The sequence below is a fragment of the Thermanaeromonas sp. C210 genome (genome assembly GCF_013167955.1).
Classification (GTDB): Bacteria; Bacillota; DSM-521; order Neomoorellales; family Neomoorellaceae; genus UBA12545.
This window is the reverse complement of the sequence record NZ_BLWF01000004.1, coordinates 188,455-209,265: the sequence shown is the minus strand read 5'-3', so window position 1 is coordinate 209,265 and position 20,811 is coordinate 188,455. Positions and strand designations below refer to the sequence as shown.

Genomic DNA, 20,811 nt, shown 5'->3' with positions numbered 1-20,811 from the left:
CTTCTCGGCCTGAAGCAGTCCAGCTGCAGCCCAGCGCAAAACCTGCATCCCATTTCGCCACCTCTTTACGTTCCGGGTAACAACCCTGACCTTGTCAAAGGCCGTCTCTATTACATTCGTTGACCGTAAAGTTTTCCACAGGGTTTCGGGTAGACCTAGACGGGTAACGGTCAGCGTCTCCTCTAATCCCTCCCGCAGGCTCCTCGCTGCCCCAGGGTACTTATCTTCAAGGGCATCAGCTAGCCTATTTAGTTCCGTTAAAGCCTTATGATAATCCTTTTCTGACCAGGCTTGCTCTAGCTTCTTACCCACCCATTCTTGGGCTCCTTTGGGCAGGTGTTCTAAGACGTTCCGCTTCTTATGCACCTGGCACCTCTGTACTACGGCCCGATTACCAAAAACTTCTTTAACCGCCGCCCTTAAAGCTTTGGAGCCGTCTATGACCACCAGTATACCCTCTTCCACCTTTAGGCCGCGTTCTACAAGGTTGGTAAGAAGAGACCTACAGACTGCAGCATTCTCTGTAGCCCCTTCCCATAAGCCCAAGACCTCTTTTTCGCCTTTGTCAGTGATGCCTAAAGCAGCTACCACTGTATGCCCGGCAAACACAACCCCATCAATTACCAGAACCAAGAAACGTTTGTCTCCCAAAGGCCTGCTTAGCAGCTCCTCTAAGGCCTTACGGGTAGCGTAGATAAATCGCCGGCTTATGGTGCTCTTGGAAGTCCCATGAACAGGTAATTCTTCTCCTATGGGTTCAAGGCTATGCTTATAGTGCCTTATGGATAACCCGTAAAGTATATGCTCTAGAACTGTCTCAGTTATGAACCTTTCATCCTGGAAGGCTTCATAGGTTTTAAGTTTTACTTCTCTGCCGTTTATGGCGCGCACCCGGGGACGCCGGATCGCCACCTTTCGCCCCCCTAACACCACGCTACCTTTCTCGCTCCCATGACGTCTAGCTGTGCGCTCCGGATTGTGCTTTCCTTTGGGTCCCGCTATCTCAGTTACTTCGGCCTCCATCATGGATTGAACCACATCCAAGCCTACGGCAACGGAAAGGGCTAAGAGCCCTTCCTTGGCTTTACCTATGATCTCCCTTAAGGATACTTGTACATGGTCAGGTAAGTTAGGAAAGCCTCCGGAGGATATTGGGTTTTCTTTTGACTTGTGATATACTGGCATTGGTGGCGGTTACCTCCTTTTGTATGGATTGTCCACCTCTGTTATATCACAGAGGATTGAGGGACCGCCACCTTCATTTTCCACGATTTTTGGGACAACGCCGGTTTATCTCCCGAGGGAAGACGAGTTTTTCCTCGTATGACCGTACTGGAGAATCTTGAAATTGGCGCATTTAGTGTCCAAGACCGTACCATAGTGCAGGAACAGATAGAGAAAGTTTTCAAACTGTTTCCAGTCCTTAAAGAGAGATGGAAACAGAAAGCTGGGACTTTAAGTGGAGGAGAACAGCAAATGTTAGCTATAGGAAGAGCCTTGATGGCTAGACCCAAGTTGCTACTCCTCGACGAGCCTTCCTTAGGTCTAGCACCTATTATGGTCCAGCGCATCGCGGAGGCCATCTTGTCTTTGAAAAGAGAAGGTATAAGTATCTTACTGGTAGAACAAAACGCTAATATAGCTTTGCAAATTGCCGATAGGGGATACTTGATTCAGAATGGGGAGGTGGTGTTGGAGGGACGGGCCAAAGATTTGATAGTGGATAGTAGAGTGAAAAAGGTTTACCTTGGGGTTGCGAACTGAAAATTTGCGCTATGGGATAACAGGGCAACTCATGAATCGGTTCTAGTGCAGTAAACAAGGAAATTACTTAGTTCCCCCAAAAATACTACAAACCTTGAGAAGGGAGGCGAAAAAGTTGGCTAGGCGAGTTCTGGGGTTAATGGTGGGTGTGTTAGTCCTGATGTTAGCGGTAACAGGCTGCGGAGGTGAAACTAATAGGCAGGATTCGGGACAGGTTACAGGCGAGAAAGAAAGTTTTTCGGCCGCACCCCTGCGAGTGGGCGTAATACAACCCCTATCAGGTCCCGTAGCCCAATCTGGTCAAAATGTGCTCTGGGGAGCCGAAATAGCCGTTGACAACATTAATGCGGAAGGAGGCGTATTAGGGCGACCAATTGAGCTAGTAGTGTATGATTCCAAGAACGACCCCGCCGACGCCGTTAACGCTGCCCAGAAACTCATCACGGGTGACAGAGTTAACGTAATAATGGGTTGCTGGGGTAGCTCTCCTACGCTGGCCGTCTTACCCATTGTAGAAAAGGCTGGAATACCTATAGTGGTAGAAACGTCAAGCTCTCCCAAAATAACAGAGCAAGGGTACAAAATGGTATTCAGAATTGCCGCAACCAGCGTGCAGGAGGCGGAAGGGATTAAAGATACTTTGTTTAAGAACATCGATATTCGTAGGGCAGCTTTCATTGCGGTTAACAACGATTGGGGACGCGGTGGCGTAGAAGCATATTCTACCATAATTAAGGAACTGGGTGGTGAAGTGGTTTCAGTTGAATATGTGGGGGAGGAAGTGACAGAATTTTATGCCCAACTTACTAAGATTAGGGATTCGGGTGCCGACACTATCTTTATTAATAGCGAGATAAGCCAAATTGCTCTAGTTGTTAAGCAAGTTAGAGAACTTAAATTACCTCAGAACATAATTTCCATCGGCGGCAGCAATTTTTCAGACGCCCTTATTGAATTGGCAGGAAAAGAAGCGGCTGAAGGGGTATGGTCAGTACAGCATTCTGTCCCGTGGATACCCGACAAGACCGCAAACCCTGAGCGAGCTAGAGTCTTTTTGGAAAGCTGGACTAAGGCCAATTATCCGTGGCTTGGAGTGCAAGAAGGAGTAAGAGGTTTCGACGGAATCTATACGATTGCGGAAGCTGTTAAGGTAGCTAAAGGAAGCGACGATCCTAAAGACCTGGTGCCGGCATTGCGCAGCCTCGATTTTAACGGAATAGCCAGCCGGATTAAGTTCAATGAAAAGGGCCAGAGTGAGGTGCAGATGTATCTGGTTAGAGTGGTGGATGGCAAGACGGTGCTCGTTGAATAAGAAGGCTCAAATTTGGCTCCTTCTGCGTACTATAATCCCTTTTGAAATAATGAGGTAAAATTGTAGGTAAAACCTCACCCTTACTGGCTACCTGTACAAGTAAGGCTGGGGTTTTACCTTTCTTCAGCTACTCCGGGGAATTAGAAAAGGTTTTATCTGAAGGAAGCGTTGCGGCACCACACATGTTGCCAAAATTTGTGTTCTCCATTACGGTTGGGTATGGGCCAATTACAAACTTTGTAAAAGACGGGGTTAAGAATTAATTAACACGAACATAAGCGAAATCCACCAGGCTTCGATTTTTGGTTGTTACAATATCGAAGGAATTCCAGGCTCCATGGCGAATCATTAACACACTTAGCCCTCCCGGAAATACTACCATGCAAGCAAAAGAAGTGGAACCCGACGAAAGTGGCGAGAAATTTAACTGTTGGCATGATAAAACCGCAACCCTGGCGGATTAAACAATTAGGGCTTGGGGGATCAAAGCAAAGGCGGGGCGCAGGCAGGGCAGTCGTTGAGCGCTATTGGCAATCAAAAGCCCGACAAACTGTTTGGCCGCCCCTCGACTCGCCCAAGTGGGCTAGAGGGTATTAAGAATAGGATCCACGCGGTTCTGGCCAGGCACGCCATAAGTCGGCAGGTAAGCGACCTGTTCGGAGTAAAGGGCAGGAAGTTCCTCCAGGAGTGAGCTTGAGGAACTTCCGGAGGTAGAGAAAATAGTCCTCACCTCGAACCTTAAAATCCTTGAAGTCTTGGAGGCGGAAATTGCGACCATTGAGAAAGAGCGGAACCTAAGAGCTACTGTTCTACCTGGGATGAACATCCCTCTAGGCCTACTGGTATAGACGCCATAGCCGCCTTGACCATCCTGGCCGAGATAGGCGATATCAAGCGCTTTTCCGGGGCGAAGAAGTTTGCTAGTTTTTCCGGTCTGGTTCCTTCGGTGCACCAATCGGGCAAGATCAGGTAAACCGGACACATCACCAAGGCTGGTCGGAGTATGCTGCGCTGGATCCTCATTCAGGTTGCCCAGACGGCGGTTAGGCCCGGTGCTCTGCGGGACTTCTACTTAAGGCTTAAGAAGCGCAAAGGCCATAAGATCGCTATCATAGCAGCGGCAAGGAAGCTACTCACCATCATCTAGGCCCTGCTGACCAAGAACACGGGGTATCGCTACCTCTAAGGAAGACTTAAGGCAGAAGAAGATACGCCGCATGCACAAAAGGGCGTTATCGTAAAGTTGACCGGGCTGCTCTACCGCAAAAAATTACGTCTCTCGTAGAAGAAGAGCAAAGGATTACAGGAATACCTTCTCCTGCAGCCTAAATCACCTAAAATCAGGGTTGCGGTTTTTCATAGGTGGGATTTTTCATGGGTGGCGCTCAAGCCCAATGTTTTTACGATTTTAGAAGAGCGGCCTAAAGGGGGTGCCCGACGAAGAGATGGAAAAAAAGATTAAGCGGAAGGCCTTCGAGATTTTAAAAGGCATCTGCAGCGTTTGTCCCGTATGCGACGGACGCCGTTGCCCTACTGGTGTGCCCGGCATGGGCGGCGTAGGAACGGGAGAGGCCTTCCGCCGCAATATCGAAGCTTTGAAGGGATGGAAAGTAAATTTAAGAGTTTTGCATGATAAAAAAGAGCAAGATACTTGTCTGAAATTTTTAGGTTGCAGTCTACCCTTTCCCATACTGGCTGCCCCGGTGACCGGTACTAAAGTAAATTTTGGAGGTCGCATGAAAGAGACTGACCTGGCTAGGGCTATGGTCCAGGGTGCCAAACTGGCGGGGACCCTAGCCATGACGGGCGATGCGCCGGACCCAGAGGTTTTTAAGGCGGGCCTTATTGCCGTACGCGAAGCCGGGGGTTGGGGTATTCCCGTTATTAAACCGAGAGCGAACAAAGAGATTATCGCCTTAATACGGCAGGCGGAAGAAGCAGGAGCCACGGCTGTGGGTATCGATGTAGATGCAGCAGGGTTTATCAATATGGTGAGGGCGGGTCAGCTGGTTGAACCCAAGAGTGTGGCGGATATAAGAGAAATTGTGCGGGCTACCTCTTTACCGGTAATTTTAAAGGGCATAATGACGGTAGCGGATGCCGAAGCGGCAGTAGAGGGCGGGGCAGCAGCCATTGTAGTCTCCAACCATGGGGGACGCGCCCTGGACCATACTTTGGGGACTGCTGAAGCCCTACCGGGGATTGCCGGCAAAGTTAAGGGGAAGATAGCCATTCTAGCCGATGGAGGCATACGTACAGGGGTGGATGTCCTGAAAATGCTTGCTCTAGGGGCCGAGGCGGTATTGGTGGGCCGTCCGTTGTGCATAGCTGCGTGCGGAGGTGGGGCTGAAGGTGTCCATAAAAAACTTCTAGATATGGCCAGCGAATTGCAGGCAGCTATGCGGTTAACAGGGTGCGGAACTTTACAAGATGTAAATTGTTCTATTCTCAAAAACGTATAACCTTTGCCGGCAATCCGGCGAAGGCGATAAAGGCGTGCTAAAGTTTCTCATCTAAAGTACTCTCACAAACGATTTGCCGGCATCTTAATTAAATGCAATAAGTTGTTGCATCCCGGTGCGAATTCCTATAGAATAACTATAGGGCTTTTTTATTTTGGGGGAGACGGTGATGGCATGAGTTTCTGGTCATTAGTCATCAGCCGGTGGAATAACATCCTGGAATCCACGGGCGAACATGTCTTAATTGTTCTTGTGGCAGTGTGTATTGCTGTTATAGTCGGGGTGGCGCTGGGGGTAATGATTACTTATTGGCGCTTTCTGGCGGGCCCCGTCCTGTACTTTTGTCAGGTCGTTATGACCATACCCAGTCTGGCCATGCTAGGCCTTTTACTGCCGGTGTTTGGCATTGGTTACAAGACGGGAGTGGCCACTCTAATCCTCTACTCTCTTTTACCCATTGTGCGCAACACGTACGCAGGTATCCAGGGAATCGAACCGGCAATAATTGAGGCGGCGAAGGGCATGGGAATGAGGGAAACTACTATTTTACGCCGCATAAAACTTCCCCTGGCCTGGCCTGTAATTCTGGCCGGTATACGTACCGCAGTGGTCATGATCGTCGGGATTGCGGCAATCGCTTCTTATATTGGGGCCGGCGGGTTAGGTGAATTTATCTTCCGGGGTATTTCCCAATGGAATCTGCAGCTTGTTCTGCTGGGAGCCCTTTGTGTCTCTGTATTAGCCGTACTTGCCGACGGCTTACTGAAACGAGCGGAAAGCCGGGCCCGCCGCTAAAGGAGACGGCCCCAGAGGCTTGAAGGAGGGAGGACGGGATTGATCAGGCTTGAAGGTGTTACTAAGGTGTTTCCCCGTCAAAAAGTTCCGGCGGTAAAAAATTTGAGTATGGAAGTCGGGGAAGGAGAAATATGTGTACTGGTAGGTCCTTCCGGTTGCGGTAAAACTACTACTATGAAAATGATCAACCGGTTGATTGAGCCTACTGAAGGGAAGATATATGTGAACGGCCAGGATGTGACCGCCGTGGACCCCATTAAATTGCGTCAAGATATTGGCTACGTTATTCAGGAAATAGGGCTGTTCCCTCACATGACCATTGCCGAGAATATTGCTACTGTGCCCAGGGAAAAGGGTTGGGCGGCGGATAAAATACAACAGCGGGTAGACGTGCTACTGGAATTGGTGGGGCTAGATCCTGCCGTATACCGGCACCGTAAACCTGCGGACTTAAGCGGTGGGCAACGACAGCGGGTAGGCGTGGCCAGGGCATTGGCGGCCGATCCTCCCATATTGCTTATGGATGAGCCCTTCGGCGCGGTAGACCCCATTACCAGGGCCCACTTGCAGAACGAATTTCTTTCCCTGCAAAAAAAAATGCATAAAACTGTCATCTTTGTGACCCACGATATAGACGAAGCTATAAAAATGGGTGACAGGATTGCTGTTATGCGGGCTGGCGAGCTGGTGCAGTATGATACGCCGGACCGGCTCCTGAGCGCACCGGCAGATGACTTTGTAGCAGCCCTGGTCGGCCACAATCGTGCCCTGAAAAGGCTACACCTGGTCAAAGCAGGGGATGTGGCCCGGCAGGATGTGCCCGTGGCCCAAACCAATTGTTCCCTTGATGAAGCTAAAAAGATTCTACAGGGTGGTAACTTACCGGTAATCGTTATAGTGGACGGCTTGAACCGCCCCAAGGGGGTTGTCAACAGGGAGGAACTGTTGCGCCAGAACAGGCAGGCTGCCCTCAAGGACCTCATAAATCCGCTGGAAAGCGTGGCCGATGAGGATGCAACCCTTTACGACGCCCTTTCCACGATGTTAAATTACGGCGAGCGTTATGTAGTAGTTTTAAACCGGAATAAGGAATTTCAAGGAGTCATTACCTTTGGCTATCTCTTGGAGTTGATGAAGGAAAATGGGTCTTAAGCTGTCTTGGGTTCGAAAGTTGTTGCCACCCCTGCTGTTCGTAGGGGGCTGTGTTGCTGCAGCCGTGTACTTTGTGGAAAATCCTGGGAGCGCCATGGCCGCCCGTGTGCTCACCTATGATCACCTCGCCGTCCTGGCTGTACAGCACGTAAGCATGGTTGTCATATCTTCCCTTCTGGCGACGGCTACGGCGTTGCCCCTTGGTATCCTTATTAGCCGGCCTCGGCTGCGCCTTCTGGGCCTGGTCCTGGAGAACCTGGTGAATATAGGGCAAACAATTCCCAGTATTGCGGTTATCGCTCTGTCCTTTACCGTGTTGGGTCTGGGATTTAACACAGCCCTCTTTGCCCTCTGGCTCTACTCCCTTTTGCCCATCCTGCGCAATACGTACGCCGGCATCATGAGTGTACCGGAAGGAGTTCGGGAGGCCGCCGTGGGGATGGGTATGCGTCCCTGGCGTGTCCTGCTCCGCATTGAGCTACCTTTGGCCTTCCCTATTATTATGGCTGGTATCCGCACGGCAGTAGTCGTAAATGTGGGAACGGCCACGCTGGCTACCTTCATTGGAGCCGGTGGGTTTGGGCACCTTATAGTAACCGGAATTGTGGTACGCAGACTTCAGTTACTGCTGACGGGTTGTATTTTAAGTGCCCTTCTGGCCATGCTTTGTGATCATCTCCTGGGTATGGTGGAAGATAAGGTTAGGGCTTCCACGTAAGGGGGCCGGAGCTATTTCTCTTTACCCATAAAGCAGATCCTTGGTCCTTCGGCGCCAGCACGCCGGCATGGGGAATGCTTCGGAAGTACCGATCTTTAAGGGGGGTAATTATTAATGAGACGACTAATGTCAAGATATGGAATAATATGGCTAATGGCCCTATTGCTTGTACTCGGAACATTGTCCGGATGCAGCGGGGGGCAGGGGCAGCAGGCCCCGGGGTCCATTGACAAGTGGAGTTTTGCTACTGATCACGAGTTCTCGGTTCGGCCCGACGGTCTACCCGAGTTACTTAAAATTTACGGCTTTGAATTTGACGACATTAAGATTATGGATTTGGGTGTTACCTATGGCGCATTAAAAGATGGTCAAGTAGCTGCGGCCATGGGGTTTGCCACTGACGGACGCATAGCTGCCTTTAATCTGGTTAACCTGGAGGACGACAAGAAATTTTTCCCCGTGTACAACCCTGCGCCGGTGTTGCGCAAGGAGGTTATAGATCGCTACCCGGAACTGGAAGAAATTTTGGGTAAGATTAGCCCCCTCCTTGATACCGAGACCATGATAAACCTGAACGCCCAGGTGGATGTAGAAAACAAGGACCCCAAAGAGGTGGCGAGGCAGTGGCTATTGGAGAAGGGCCTCATAAAGGAAGAGGCCCCGGCGCCCACGAAAGGTAAGATTGTGGTGGGCTCCAAGGAGTTCACTGAACAGCTGATCCTTGGGGCCATGACCCTGCAGGTCCTTACTGATGCAGGATTTGAAGCCGTGGATAACACTGGCCTGGCCGGTTCAGAAGTTGTACGCAAAGCGCTGACCACCGGGGAGATTGATGTTTACTGGGAGTACACCGGCACGGCATGGTTGGTTCACTTAGGGCACGAGGAACCCCTGACGGATTCCGAAGAATGTTTTAACCGGGTGAAGGAGGAAGACCTTGCCAAGCACCACCTGGTCTGGCTTGATTACGCTCCCTTTGATAACACTTATACCATCATGATGCGCAAGGCCGACGCTGAAGCATTAGGCATTAAGACCATTAGCGACCTGGCGCGGGTGATTAACGAAGGAAAGAGATTAGGAAGAAATAGATAGCCCCTTTTTTTTGTAATTCTCGGGTGGGAGAAATGGCTCCGGTTTTTAAAGGAATAACTTACGGGAAGGAAGGATGATTCCCTTGAGCGGGCTGGTGGCAGTTTACGGAGAATGCGGTGCGGGTAGAGCTTTAGAAATGTTAGCGGCCATAAAACACCGGGGACCTGCCGGGCAGCGCGTGGGGAATTCAGAATTTCCCCCGAGGGCAGTAGGTTATGCGTCTACTGGTCATAGCGGTGAAGAAGATAATTTTTATGCTGCAGGGGACGCGATAATCGCGCTGGATGGACTATTATCGTGTTGTGATAACGGGGGTTCCTTTGACCGCCGATTAAGGGCCCAGGAACTTCTCACCCTGTACCGAGGGGAGGGCCCCCGGTTTTCCTGCCGGTTAAGGGGGATGTTCGCCCTTTGTATGGATTTGCCGACCCGGGAATTCCTTGTGGCCAGGGACCGGTTCGGCATAAAGCCCCTTTATTGGGGGCGGAAAGGCCAGGCCTTATACTTCGCCTCCGAGATAAAAGCTCTGATCAACAGGTGCGAGGGGATAGGAGTTTTCCCTCCCGGCCACTATTTTCACCCGCGGGAAGGCCTGGTACGTTTTAACCCTGAAGAAGGTGAAGAAGGAAATGCGGCTACACCGTTTTCTTGGCAGGAAGCCTGTTCCCGCCTGCGTGATGTTCTAAGAGAAGCCGTAGCTAGATGTTTGCCTGCCAAGGGCAAAGTCGGTATTTTACTCAGCGGTGGCCTCGACAGCAGCATTGTAGCCGCTGTAGCCCGGAGCTTGGGTGCGGATATCCGGAGCATTGCCGTCGGTTACGAGGGAAGCTTGGACCTGGAATATGCGAGGTTGATGGCCCAGAATCTTGGGCTGGAGCATCACGAGTATGTTTACGGCAGGAAAGAAGTAGAAGATGTTCTTCCCAGGGTAATTTACCACCTCGAGTCCTTCGATTGGTCCCTAGTACGAAGTGCAGTACCCAATTACCTGGCCGCCCGCTTGGCAAGGCAGCACGGACTGGATTATGTGCTCATGGGAGAAGGCGGTGATGAACTCTTTGGCGGTTATCATTATTTAAAGAACAAAACCCGACAGGAGCAGCAGCAAGAAATGAAAAGATTGCTGGAAAGCGCCCACACTATGGGACTGCAGCGGGCGGACCGCATGACGTCGGCCTATGGCCTAACCAGTATTTTACCTTTTATGGACTATAAGGTGGTAGAGCTGGCAGCTTCTTTGCCGGTGGAATGGAAGATCAGCCGGGATGGGGTAGAAAAGTGGATTTTGCGGGAGGCCTTCAGGGCCGAGTTACCTCCAGAGATAGTTGACCGGCGCAAAGACGAATTCAGCCAAGGCGCTGGGTCGGCGGAGTTAATGGCCGAGATGGCCGCCGGTAAGATATCCGACGAGGAGTTTGCTGCCGAGGGCCGGGTCACTTCGGGAGTTACCCTCCATTCCAAGGAAGAACTTTATTATTATCGCATCTTTAAAGAGTTTTATCCCCAGCCCGAGCTGGACCGGTTGGTAGGACGCTGGACTCCATGGTAACGGTTAGTTCCCGCCGGGTGGTGTGGGCGAAGAGATTTTGTCCGGTCTGCTCTGTTAAACGTTGTGTTTTGTAGATAATAGAGTATAATTGTGGTTAGCCATGTTTGGAAGAAATATGCTTGCACCAAGAAAAGGAGACAAGGGTTATGGAACAGGGGCAAGGCTGGACATCTTCTGCGCGTTACGTAGCCATTGCTAGCGATTTGGCAGCCCGTATTGCCAGGGGGGAATACAAAGAAGGGGAAAAAGTACTGGGCCGGTCCTCTTTAGCCGGAAGGTACAGCGTGTCGCCGGAAACCATCCGCCGGGCTGTATCGTTGCTGGAAGAAATGGGCGTAGTCCAGGTTATAGCCGGCGTTGGAGTAGTTGTAAAGTCCAGGGAAGCAGCCAAAGCCTACCTGGCCCGGGTTGGAGAACACCATGCCCTCCAGGAGATCCAGGAGAGGTTATCCGTCCTTTTGCGGGAAAAGAGCAAATTGGAAACAGAGATCAACCGCTTGCTGGAGGAGCTGCTGGATTATACCTTTAGAGCCAGTATGCGCCTGCAAAAAATTCACGAAATCTCCATCCCCAGCACTTCTCCCCTGGTGGGCAAGACTTTAGCCAGTTCGGAGTTTAGGGCACGCACCGGGGCAACAGTGGTGGGAATACAGCGGGATAACCGAATTATATTTTCCCCTGGGGCCGAGACTCCGATTTGCGCGGGGGATCTGTTGATTATTGTAGCACCCGACGAGGTTAAAGAAAGGGTATCTTCCTATGTGGCCGGCACACTGGTGGAAGATAAGGGTTTCGGCTCTTTTTTTGACCCGGGTGGGACAGATACTTGTGTGAACTAACCCAGGCACCCCTGACCTTGCTCAAGGGAAGGGGTGCCTTTTCGTGGGCTGGGCCTGGGGGCTAAACTGGTTGCGAGGGGATATGTAAATTATTTTAAGGAGTTGGTGCTGGTGAGGCCGAGAATTCTTTTGCTGATGCTTATGGTCGTGGTGTCTCTAATGTTTACCGGCTGCGGTCGCGGGGAGGGGGAGAAGGTGAAGGGCAGCACCCTTCCAGCGAACACGGAAACGGCGCAGGAAGGTTCCCTTAGTGAGAGCCTGGAGCCTGGGGGCCATGCAAATGAGAATCCAGGTTCGAGTCCCGATACGCCGGTCCACAGTCCGCCTGCCGGGCAGGAAAATAAAGCCGATACCAGGACCAATATAGCAGGTATCCATTTATGGGATACCCCGGAGGACGTCCTGAGGATTTTGGGCAGCAGATACCAACAAATCGTTGTAGAAGAGGAAGGTTATTACGGTGAGGGGCAATACATATGGAAGTATGATGCGGGAATAGAAATCGTAATAGGGAAAGATACCCGGAAAGTTCTGGATATAGTGGCCTACAGCCCCTCTTTTGCAACCAACCTGGGGGCCAAAGTGGGGGACAGCGCCAAGGATGTCCTGGCAAAATACCGGACCCTGTACAAGGAGCCGCAGAGCAGGCATGGGTCAGGTACTCTGCAGGGATGGTTTGAGGTTGAAGACGGCGCCTACTTAATCTTTGATTTCAACAAGGATGACGGTACTTATGTAAATGAAACACTGAAAGACGAAGACAAGGTGGAACTTATAAAGCTTACCCACTCCTTTTATATGGATTAGGGAAGGGTAAACGGATTGGGCCCCACTCAGGCAGTCAAGCCTGGAATGGGGTTTTTTTATGGTCCTATTGCGGCTTTGCAGGGAAATCCCGAAATCCGGCGAATAACTGCATAGAAAGACAATAAATGCCGAGCCGGAAGTTCGGGGGAAACGATAGTGCGCAAGGTGATAACTTTTTCGTTGGGCATCCTGGCGATATTTTTGGGCATCATTTTAGTTACCGTCGCGGGAAATGGAAGCCGCGAAATTGCCGGGGCGCAGGTAGCGCAACAGGGAGCACAACACGGGGAAGAACAGGAGAAAGACGTGGCCGACGCGGAACAGGAGCCGGGGACTACGGCCTCCCAAAACGAAAGTGAGGTCATCCAGCCGGCGGCAGGCTCAGGCGGGGGTAACTACCCGGCGGGAAGTGAAAGCACCAACCCACAGGCGAGTAAAAGTAGTACCTCCCAGGTATTTGTCCCCCCATCACGGGGTTACTGGATTGAAGTAATTATAGCAGAGCAAAGAGTCCGTATTTACCACGATGGGGACTTAATCAAGGACTGGCCCGCTTCCACCGGTACCCCGGACAAGCCTACTCCTACGGGGGTTTTTGCTATCCAGAACCGGGGGGAGTGGTTTTTCAGTGAAAAGTACCAGCAAGGCGGCCGGTGGTGGGTATCCTTTAAGGATTGGGGTGTTTACCTCTTTCATAGTGTACCCATGGACCGGCAGCAGAACATTATTGAAGCAGAGGCGGCCCGGCTGGGAACCCCGGCCTCCCACGGCTGTGTGAGGTTGGCCACCGAAAACGCGAAGTGGATCTACGACCATATCCCCCAGGGAGCGCCGGTCTATATACATTAGAAGCTTCTTGCTTGTCAGATGGTATGGTTGCCTAGGGCCCGGCTTCTCGGCGGGAGAGGTTCACCTTGGCTGTCGAGAAGTCATTCTATCTTGGCAAGTTGCCAATCAACATTGCTGAAAGAAAAATGTAGAGGAGGAGTCCACCGGGACAGAAATGCGGGTTAGTATTTTAAGAGTTATGTGAATTTAACAATAAAATATCACGTAAGAAGTCTTTCGTGTAAACCCCTAATAAATTTTCCGGCGGGTTTTGAAGGAAAATTAACCTTCAGGTAGAATATATCCATAAACGACGTTGATAGACGTACGTACAAGTAGATGGAGGACGGCTTATGAGTTTAAACGTGAAGCTTGACCGCAGCACCCTCCGCAGTCAGGCGGCGGAGATACTCTTTAATATGATTAAAGAAAGGAAGTTCCCCGGCAACCGATTACCGGCAGAAGAAGAGCTGGCGCGCAGGATGGGGGTCAGCAGGGCTACGGTAAGGGAGGCGTTATATTCGTTAGTTCAGCTGGGAGTGATTACTAAGAGGCAGGGGAAGGGGAATTTTTGCCACCCTACCATCGCGAATCTGTCTGCCCGCCTGGATATAAGCACCGACTTTTTGGAGCTTTTAAGGGCGGAGGGCAAGGAGGCCCGGGTGGTGCACAGGAACCTGGCGTTCACTGCGGGAACCGCGGAGGCCCGGAAGTACTTGGCCTTGGGAGAGGGAGAAGAAGTTGTTAGATTTGATCGCCTCTATTACCAGGACGGGCGGCCGGCCATCCTGGCCGAGATCGAGATTCCCCGTAACCGCTTTAAGGAATTACCTTCCGGAGGGGAGGCCCACCCTACTTTGAAGGAGTTCTATGAGCACTACTGTGAGGGAGAGCTGGTGAAGATGATCATCCGGATGAAGTCCCGGATTTATCCTCCCGCCGCGGAAATTTTTCAGCTCGACGGGCAGACACCCCTATTGTGGTGGCAGGAAAAGTGGCTGACTTTAGAAGACCAACCGGCGTGCTATGCCAGTGTATACTTTAACCCCGGGATAACCTCCTTGGCAATGGTGGTAGCCCTGGGATAGGATAAGTGACCGGGAAAGTAGGCAAGAAGAAGAAGAAGGAAAGGAGGCAGTGGATGGAAATAACCTTAAAATACTATAACCTGGTTTCCGAGGTAACGGGAAAGACCACGGAGAGGTTTCCCTTGCCGGAAGGGAAAGAGGGCCTAACTTTGGCTGAGCTGCTGGAGCTTCTGATACAAAGATACGGGAAAGAAATGGGTAAACTGCTGTTTCGGGAACCACGGAAGGTGAACCCTAGCTTGCTTATATTGGCTAACGGGCAGCTCCTAACCAGAGGGGAGGGGAATATAGAAGAGATGGGGCAGCAGTTTATAGGACCGGGTGCGGAAATAGCTCTGCTTTCGGCGATAGCGGGAGGATAAAGGATTAAAAAACACAGAAGAGGGGGGAGGAGCCCGTGTACTTAGATGTTAATCCGGAGCTTTGTACGGGTTGCAGCCTATGTGAGGCTTTTTGTTCTTTTCGACGGGAGAAAGCCATATGGCCCACCAAATCTTGTATTTCGGTCTTAAAATACGAAAGGGAGGCCCTATATATACCCTTCACTTGCCAGCAGTGTGAGAAAGCCATATGTGCCGAGGTATGTCCGGTCCAGGCCATAAAGCGCAATGCCCATACACGAGCTTGGGAGATAGATGCAAATAAGTGCATGGGGTGTAAGATGTGCGTGGCCTCCTGCCCTCTGGGCGGAGTAGCCTTTGATCCCCATAGGGGCCGGGCATTTAAGTGCGATTTGTGCGGTGGGGATCCTGAATGCGTCAAGGTGTGCGCCCCGGGAGCCCTTAAATTAGTGAAGGGGCCTGAAGTCGTCCTGGCCAAAAGGCGTCGGGTTACACAAAATATGCTTCACCTGCTTCAAAACTGGGGGGTAGAAACACATGTTTAAGTATCGGGGGTACACCGGGAATATACTGCGGGTAGACCTTAACCGGCAGAAGATAGATAAAATCCCTTTGGCCGAAAGCCTGGCCGAAAAATATCTGGGAGGCAACGGCTTCGGCATTCGTTTCTTATGGGATGAAGTGCCTCCGGAGGCAGATCCCCTTTCTCCGGTGAACCTCCTTATCTTTGCCACGGGGCCTTTAGTGGGTACCCTCATCCCTAACAGCGGCCGGATAGAGGCGATTGCCAAATCTCCCTTGACTAATATGTACGGAGATTCTAATGCCGGGGGGTTCTTTGGCCCAGAGCTAAAATTTGCCGGCTATGACATGTTAGTTTTCCGGGGCCGGGCACCGCAGCCGGTATACCTGTATATAGAAGATGAACTGGTGGAATTGCGGGATGCCACCCACCTGTGGGGCAAGGACACCATAGAAACGGAAGAAATCCTCCGCGATGAGCTGAAGGACCCGGATGTTAAGGTGGCCTGTATCGGTCCGGCCGGGGAGAATATGGTGCGCTACGCCTGCATCCAGGTTACTCCCCAGCGCTCTTTGGGCAGAAGCGGCATGGGTGCGGTTATGGGCTCTAAAAACCTCAAAGCCGTGGCCGTCCGGGGGACTAAAGGTATAGCCATTGCCGAACCGGACAAATTTCACGACCTGGCTTTAGAGTTTCACCGTCGGCTGCGGGCTAATGATGTGTATCCGGCTGTTTCTAAATACGGCACCCCGGGTATTGTGTCTATAATGAACATGATAGGGCGCTTTCCCACGAAAAACTTCCAGTACGGGGCCTATGAGTGGGCCGATGACATAAATGCCGAGTCTCTGCATAAAAAACATTTTGTGAAGCACCTGGCCTGCTACGCCTGTCCGGTGGCCTGCGACAAGCTTTTTAAGATAAAAGAAGGAGAGTATCGGGGGCTTGCCTGCCGGAGTGTAGAATACGAGACCCTGAACGGCTTCGGCGCTAATATATTAAACCGGGACCTTGCTTCGATCCTTAAGGCCAACGATATGGCGGATAGATTGGGCCTGGACGTAATATCGGCCAGCCGGGCTATTTCCTTTGCTATGGAGTTATGGGAAAAGGGGATACTGAGCCACGGCGAAGTAGAGGGGATGGATCTTTCCTGGGGCAATATGGAAACGGTTTTTAAGCTCCTTAACATGATAGCTTACCGCCAGGGCTTTGGGGACCTCCTGGCCGAAGGAGTAAAGAGGGCTGCCGAGAAGATAGGCCGCGGCGCAGAATACTATGCCATGCATGTGAAGGGCCAGGAGATAGCAGCCCAGGACGGAAGGGCTCAGCAGTCCATGGGCCTGGCCCATGTTACCTCCAACCGCGGGGCCGACCACCTCAAGGGTTTTCCCACTATTGACGAGACCGGTTATCCTGCCGAAGCGGAGCGCCGGTATGGTAAGGAATACTTACCGGATATGGCAGACCCGCGCAGTATCAAACATAAAGGGTTTTTAGTTAAGGATGGGGAAGACTTTGCAGCAGTGGTAGACAGCGCCGGAAACTGCAAATCGGGAGGCACTTTTGTCCTGGCCGAGATTTACTGGGAGGATATGGCCAGGGCCATCCGCTATGCTACCGGGCTGGAGATAGAGGTACAGGGTTTAAAGAAAATAGGGGAAAGGATATACAACCTCCAGCGCTGCTACAATGTTTTGTGCGGCATCAGCCGCAAAGACGATACTTTACCCCGTAGATTTCTGGAAGAGCCCAACCCCTCTGCGGCGGCTAAAGGATTGGTGTGTAGGCTGGAGCCTATGCTTGAGGAGTATTATTACCTGCGGAATTGGGATCCCCGTACTGGATACCCGACTATCAAGAAACTGGAGGAATTGGACCTCAAGGATGCTGTAGACCGGATCGGACGCGAAAAGTTGATTTATTCCCGGGAAGACATGAAGCCGGATCGAAGTGAGTGAGTTAGGAATGCGGTACCTTATTATCGGCAACAGTGCGGCAGGGGTGACGGCGGCCGAAGCCATCCGGAAGATAGACACTAAGGGAGAGATCACCATCGTCTCCGACGAGCCTTATCCGGCTTATTCCAGGATTTTTATCACCAATGTCTTGGCCGGCAAGGCGAGGCCAGAAAACATATTAATGCGGCCGCCGGGCTTTTACGAGGAGTTTCAGATCAAGGCTGTTTTGGGGCAAAAGGTGGTGCAGATAGATCCGGCAAACCACGAGGCTTATTTAGAAAAGGGGGCTGTGCTTACCTTTGATCGCCTGCTCTTAGCTACGGGGGCTTCGCCCCAACTGCCTTCCGTGCCGGGTAGCGGTTTGCGGGGGATTACCGGTATGCGAACTTTGGCCGACGCCTTAGAAGTAGCGAAAAGGATCGAAGATACGCCGGGGTTGCCGGTAGTTGTTGTAGGCGGTGGCCTGGTGAGTCTTAAGGTTACTGAGGCGCTAATAGGGCGGGGAGGGGAAGCAACTCTAATAGTTAAATCGCCCCAAGTTCTTTCCCAGATGCTGGATGAAAGAGCGGCCGGCATTATCCAAAGACGTATGGCAGACGCCGGCGTAACGATAAGGCTGGGTTGTGATCTTAGGGCTTATGAGGGTGAAGGAGAATTAGAGGCCGTTTACTTAGAGGACGGGCAAGAGATAGCTGCAAGGCTGGCCATAGTAGCTAAAGGTGTACGTCCTAACCTTGAGCTGGCTCAAGGAGCTGGTCTGCACGTGAACCAGGGGATAGTAGTGAACCCCTATCAAGAGACCAGCCGGGAGGGGATTTATGCAGCCGGGGATGTGGCCGAAGCTTACGATCCCGTCCGGCAGCAGGGCAGTGTTAACGCCATGTGGCCCAATGCCGTATTTCAGGGTGAGGCTGCAGGTCTTAACATGGCGGGGCAGCGCGTAGCCTGCCGCCCGGGGACGAGGGTAAACGCCGCTTCCTTTTTGGGCCTTCAGGCCGCATCGGTGGGCCGTGTCCGGCCGCTGGACGGGGACGAGGAGGAGGTGGTGGTAAACCGTGAGGGTTATTACCACAAGCTGGTTTTCCGCGAGGAATTCTTGGTGGGAGCCGTGATAGTAGGGGATATAAGGAGCATAGGACATTACCGGTGGTTAATAGCCGAACAAAAGCCGGCCCATTTCCTGCGGCGGGAGCTGGGGAGGAAAATCTATAATTTCAGCGCCTACCGGCTCCAGGTGGCCCCCTGGTGCCGAGAGGCTTAAAGGGTTTATATTTAAGAGGTCATAAAGGGAGGGCTACCTTAGTGGGGTAGAAGTTTCTTTTTTCGGTTCATGGCAGGTGTTGTTTAAGACTGGTAAATATAAGCTGGATATCCCCTCCCCGCAAAGCATTTCTTCATTGCTTAAACTTCTGTCCTCTCAATTTCCTTTCTTGCAGGACCCCACCTTAGCCAATGTGTTAGGCTTAAGTTTAAACGGCAGGCGGGTTCCGCAGGAAGAATGGGATAGGACTCTGGTAGAAGACGGGGACAGGGTGGAGATTTTCAACGCCGTAGTGGGAGGCTAATTTTAGGAAGGGGATTGGGATAATGGGAAAAATGGCATGGGTAGACCTTACCACCCGGCAAATCCGGGTAGAAGAAGTTCCCCAGGAATATACTGGCAAGTATTTGGGAAGCCGGGGGATAGCGGCGAGGATCCTTTATGACCACGTAGGTCCGGACATTTCTCCCTTTGATCCCCGCAATCTTTTGATCTTTTCGGTGGGCCCTTTTACGGGTACTCCTTGGCCGTGTGGGGCTCGCTATACTGTCACCGCCAAATCCCCGGCCACGGGAGCCTATGGTTATGGCAACAGTTCGGGCTTCTTCGGTCCTGAATTGAGAAAAGCAGGCTATGATCTGGTAGTTATTACCGGTAAGGCGTCTGAACCGGTATACTTGTCCCTCCTGGATGGGCAGATCGACATCCTGCCGGCCGGGGAGCTGTGGGGAAAAACCACCGCCGAAACTGAAACTATCCTTCGCCAGAGATATCCGGGAAGCCGGGTGGCTTCCATAGGGCCCGCCGGGGAAAATCTGGTATACTTTGCGGCCGTTATTAACGATTATGCCCGGGCTGCCGCCCGCACCGGCATGGGGGCGGTCATGGGTTCCAAAAACTTAAAGGCTTTGGTGGTAAAAGGCTCTCAGAAACTTTCCTTTCCTCCTGCATTTGTGGCCACGGCGCGGGAGGCCATGGCCCGGGTACGCGAACATCCCGGTAGCCGGGCGTACCGCCAATGGGGCACGGTGGTGCTGATTGCTTCGAAAAACAAAATAGGCGACATGCCTTCCAAGAACCACCGCTGGGGACAGTTCCCGGGCGGTAAAAATATTGATGCTCAAGCTGTAGCCCGTTACACAGTCCGCACCCAGGGCTGTTTTGCCTGCCCCATTAGATGTTCACGCATAACTTGTGTTCCAGAAGGCCCCTTCAAGACCCCGGAAGCGGAAGGGCCTGAGTACGAGACCACCAATGCCTTGGGTTCCAACTTGTGGAATGACAATATAGAAGTGGTCATCCATGCTAATAAATTATGTAACGAACTGGGGTTGGATACTATTTCCACCGGTATGGTTATTTCTTTTGCCATGGAAGCCAGGGAAAAAGGGCTGCTGCAGGCGGAAAAATATAGCCTGGCCTGGGGGGACCCGGAAACTATCCTGGGACTCATTAGGGATATAGCTTACCGCGAAGGGCTGGGAGAGCTTCTTGCCGAGGGAGTTAAAGGGGCTAGCATGAAGCTCGGGAGTTCAAGCCGTGATTTTGCGCTGCATGTTAAGGGAGTAGAGGTCCCGCGCCAAGAAGGCCGGGTTTTAAAAGCCTTCGGGTTGGCCCATGCTACTGGTAATCGGGGAGCAGATCATCTTTATGCTTTGCCCATTATTGATTTGGCCGGAAAAACAGATGTAGCCGAGGAGTGGTTGCCTGAGTGCGGGCCCGAACTCATGCAGGTAACTTCTGAGAAGTTCAAGGCCCACATGGTCCGCTTTACCGAGGCTTGTAATGCCCTGGCGGATGCCTTAGGAATATGCAAATTTAGTTTCACCGAAACTTATGCCTTGTCTCCCTATGATCTGGCGAAGGGATTGCGGGCCTTAGGGATACCTATTAAAGATGAAGAGATTTTACTGGCCGGACAGCGGATAGTAAATCTGGAGCGGATGTATAATGTGCGTCACGGTTTGGGCCGCAAAGACGATTACCTCCCGCCGCGCTTTTTAAAGGAACCCTTAGATGTATACGTTCACCCTGAAGATATTGAAAGGGTTTCTCCCCAGGAGGCAGAACTCCTTTACCAAGGCCTGACCGTTGACCTCGATACCATGCTGGACGAATACTACACCCTGGGCGGGTGGACCAAAGAAGGCATTCCCACCCCGGCCCGCCTGAAAGAACTTGGTCTAGAGGACCTGATCAAGGATCTGCCTAGAAATGATTAACAGTATCTATACGGGTTGCCGCTGAAATTAAAAGGGTTGAAGGCTGACGGGGATGCGCGCGCCCCGGCTCTTTTGCCATGGAGGGTGACGGTCA

General features: G+C 51.8%; 20 protein-coding genes and 1 pseudogene. 20 read left to right on the top strand and 1 reads right to left on the bottom strand.

Annotated features, from left to right (window positions below):
- Positions 1-1,185 (bottom strand): annotated as a pseudogene (locus TAMC210_RS11330) (IS256 family transposase); the annotation flags it as partial.
- 75 nt (positions 1,186-1,260) lie between these two features.
- Here TAMC210_RS11330 and TAMC210_RS11325 point away from each other — a divergent pair.
- The 20 genes from TAMC210_RS11325 to TAMC210_RS11230 all read left to right on the top strand — a co-directional run bounded on the left by TAMC210_RS11325 (position 1,261) and on the right by TAMC210_RS11230 (position 20,717).
- The gene (locus TAMC210_RS11325; RefSeq protein ID WP_256366503.1) at positions 1,261-1,764 is read left to right on the top strand and encodes an ABC transporter ATP-binding protein; all 504 of its coding nucleotides are present in this window, start codon (positions 1,261-1,263) and stop codon (positions 1,762-1,764) included.
- 115 nt (positions 1,765-1,879) lie between these two features.
- Positions 1,880-3,076, top strand: a complete 1,197-nt coding sequence (locus tag TAMC210_RS11320) for an ABC transporter substrate-binding protein (protein ID WP_173298912.1) — start codon at positions 1,880-1,882, stop codon at positions 3,074-3,076.
- A gap of 844 nt (positions 3,077-3,920) precedes the next feature.
- On the top strand, positions 3,921-4,049 hold the full coding sequence (locus TAMC210_RS14005) for a transposase (protein ID WP_273178071.1): 129 nt from the start codon (positions 3,921-3,923) through the stop codon (positions 4,047-4,049).
- A 30-nt stretch (positions 4,050-4,079) separates the two neighbouring features.
- The gene (locus TAMC210_RS11310; protein ID WP_173298910.1) at positions 4,080-4,223 is read left to right on the top strand and encodes a hypothetical protein; all 144 of its coding nucleotides are present in this window, start codon (positions 4,080-4,082) and stop codon (positions 4,221-4,223) included.
- 298 nt (positions 4,224-4,521) lie between these two features.
- Positions 4,522-5,538, top strand: coding sequence for an alpha-hydroxy-acid oxidizing protein (locus TAMC210_RS11305; protein WP_173298909.1), 1,017 nt, complete (start codon positions 4,522-4,524; stop codon positions 5,536-5,538).
- Between the two features lie 174 nt (positions 5,539-5,712).
- Positions 5,713-6,333 carry an ABC transporter permease gene (locus TAMC210_RS11300; protein WP_173298908.1) on the top strand — a complete coding sequence of 207 codons (621 nt, stop codon included), beginning with the start codon at positions 5,713-5,715 and terminating at the stop codon, positions 6,331-6,333.
- 39 nt (positions 6,334-6,372) lie between these two features.
- Positions 6,373-7,485 carry a betaine/proline/choline family ABC transporter ATP-binding protein gene (locus tag TAMC210_RS11295; RefSeq protein ID WP_173298907.1) on the top strand — a complete coding sequence of 371 codons (1,113 nt, stop codon included), beginning with the start codon at positions 6,373-6,375 and terminating at the stop codon, positions 7,483-7,485.
- Entirely contained in the window at positions 7,475-8,203 is a 729-nt protein-coding gene (locus TAMC210_RS11290) for an ABC transporter permease (protein WP_173298906.1), read from the top strand. The genes TAMC210_RS11295 and TAMC210_RS11290 overlap by 11 nt, the downstream gene beginning before the upstream one ends.
- A gap of 153 nt (positions 8,204-8,356) precedes the next feature.
- The gene (locus tag TAMC210_RS11285; RefSeq protein WP_217267367.1) at positions 8,357-9,298 is read left to right on the top strand and encodes a glycine betaine ABC transporter substrate-binding protein; all 942 of its coding nucleotides are present in this window, start codon (positions 8,357-8,359) and stop codon (positions 9,296-9,298) included.
- Positions 9,299-9,371: 73 nt separating this feature from the next.
- Positions 9,372-10,847 carry an asparagine synthase-related protein gene (locus TAMC210_RS11280; protein ID WP_308791921.1) on the top strand — a complete coding sequence of 492 codons (1,476 nt, stop codon included), beginning with the start codon at positions 9,372-9,374 and terminating at the stop codon, positions 10,845-10,847.
- 146 nt (positions 10,848-10,993) lie between these two features.
- Positions 10,994-11,686 carry a TrkA C-terminal domain-containing protein gene (locus TAMC210_RS11275; RefSeq protein WP_173298903.1) on the top strand — a complete coding sequence of 231 codons (693 nt, stop codon included), beginning with the start codon at positions 10,994-10,996 and terminating at the stop codon, positions 11,684-11,686.
- Between the two features lie 111 nt (positions 11,687-11,797).
- Positions 11,798-12,493 (top strand): hypothetical protein, encoded by a 696-nt coding sequence (locus tag TAMC210_RS11270; RefSeq protein WP_173298902.1) that lies wholly within the window; start codon positions 11,798-11,800, stop codon positions 12,491-12,493.
- A 156-nt stretch (positions 12,494-12,649) separates the two neighbouring features.
- Positions 12,650-13,342: a L,D-transpeptidase gene (locus TAMC210_RS11265; protein ID WP_217267366.1), complete on the top strand. Its 693-nt coding sequence runs from the start codon at positions 12,650-12,652 to the stop codon at positions 13,340-13,342.
- Positions 13,343-13,674: 332 nt separating this feature from the next.
- A complete protein-coding gene (locus TAMC210_RS11260; protein WP_173298901.1) occupies positions 13,675-14,409 on the top strand; it encodes a GntR family transcriptional regulator in 735 nt (244 codons plus the stop codon).
- Between the two features lie 53 nt (positions 14,410-14,462).
- Positions 14,463-14,771 (top strand): MoaD/ThiS family protein, encoded by a 309-nt coding sequence (locus tag TAMC210_RS11255; protein ID WP_173298900.1) that lies wholly within the window; start codon positions 14,463-14,465, stop codon positions 14,769-14,771.
- A 35-nt stretch (positions 14,772-14,806) separates the two neighbouring features.
- Positions 14,807-15,295 carry a 4Fe-4S dicluster domain-containing protein gene (locus TAMC210_RS14000; protein WP_173299223.1) on the top strand — a complete coding sequence of 163 codons (489 nt, stop codon included), beginning with the start codon at positions 14,807-14,809 and terminating at the stop codon, positions 15,293-15,295.
- Positions 15,288-17,234 carry an aldehyde ferredoxin oxidoreductase family protein gene (locus TAMC210_RS11245; RefSeq protein WP_173298899.1) on the top strand — a complete coding sequence of 649 codons (1,947 nt, stop codon included), beginning with the start codon at positions 15,288-15,290 and terminating at the stop codon, positions 17,232-17,234. The genes TAMC210_RS14000 and TAMC210_RS11245 overlap by 8 nt, the downstream gene beginning before the upstream one ends.
- A gap of 7 nt (positions 17,235-17,241) precedes the next feature.
- The gene (locus TAMC210_RS11240; protein WP_173298898.1) at positions 17,242-18,495 is read left to right on the top strand and encodes an NAD(P)/FAD-dependent oxidoreductase; all 1,254 of its coding nucleotides are present in this window, start codon (positions 17,242-17,244) and stop codon (positions 18,493-18,495) included.
- 76 nt (positions 18,496-18,571) lie between these two features.
- Positions 18,572-18,799: a sulfur carrier protein ThiS gene (gene thiS, locus TAMC210_RS11235; protein ID WP_256366498.1), complete on the top strand. Its 228-nt coding sequence runs from the start codon at positions 18,572-18,574 to the stop codon at positions 18,797-18,799.
- Between the two features lie 22 nt (positions 18,800-18,821).
- Positions 18,822-20,717 (top strand): aldehyde ferredoxin oxidoreductase family protein, encoded by a 1,896-nt coding sequence (locus TAMC210_RS11230; protein WP_173298896.1) that lies wholly within the window; start codon positions 18,822-18,824, stop codon positions 20,715-20,717.
- Positions 20,718-20,811: the final 94 nt, after the last annotated feature.

Excerpts from the sequence above, each read along its gene's own strand:
- TAMC210_RS11310 (WP_173298910.1), top strand. The coding sequence starts at position 4,080 with ATGCTGCGCTGGATCCTCATTCAGGTTGCCCAGACGGCGGTTAGGCCC.
- TAMC210_RS11275 (WP_173298903.1), top strand. The coding sequence starts at position 10,994 with ATGGAACAGGGGCAAGGCTGGACATCTTCTGCGCGTTACGTAGCCATT.
- TAMC210_RS11260 (WP_173298901.1), top strand. The coding sequence starts at position 13,675 with ATGAGTTTAAACGTGAAGCTTGACCGCAGCACCCTCCGCAGTCAGGCG.
- TAMC210_RS11255 (WP_173298900.1), top strand. The coding sequence starts at position 14,463 with ATGGAAATAACCTTAAAATACTATAACCTGGTTTCCGAGGTAACGGGA.
- TAMC210_RS11240 (WP_173298898.1), top strand. The coding sequence starts at position 17,242 with ATGCGGTACCTTATTATCGGCAACAGTGCGGCAGGGGTGACGGCGGCC.
- TAMC210_RS11245 (WP_173298899.1), top strand. The coding sequence starts at position 15,288 with ATGTTTAAGTATCGGGGGTACACCGGGAATATACTGCGGGTAGACCTT.
- TAMC210_RS11230 (WP_173298896.1), top strand. The coding sequence starts at position 18,822 with ATGGGAAAAATGGCATGGGTAGACCTTACCACCCGGCAAATCCGGGTA.
- TAMC210_RS11290 (WP_173298906.1), top strand. The coding sequence starts at position 7,475 with ATGGGTCTTAAGCTGTCTTGGGTTCGAAAGTTGTTGCCACCCCTGCTG.
- TAMC210_RS11285 (WP_217267367.1), top strand. The coding sequence starts at position 8,357 with ATGGCCCTATTGCTTGTACTCGGAACATTGTCCGGATGCAGCGGGGGG.
- TAMC210_RS11280 (WP_308791921.1), top strand. The coding sequence starts at position 9,372 with ATGATTCCCTTGAGCGGGCTGGTGGCAGTTTACGGAGAATGCGGTGCG.
- TAMC210_RS11300 (WP_173298908.1), top strand. The coding sequence starts at position 5,713 with ATGAGTTTCTGGTCATTAGTCATCAGCCGGTGGAATAACATCCTGGAA.
- TAMC210_RS11305 (WP_173298909.1), top strand. The coding sequence starts at position 4,522 with ATGGAAAAAAAGATTAAGCGGAAGGCCTTCGAGATTTTAAAAGGCATC.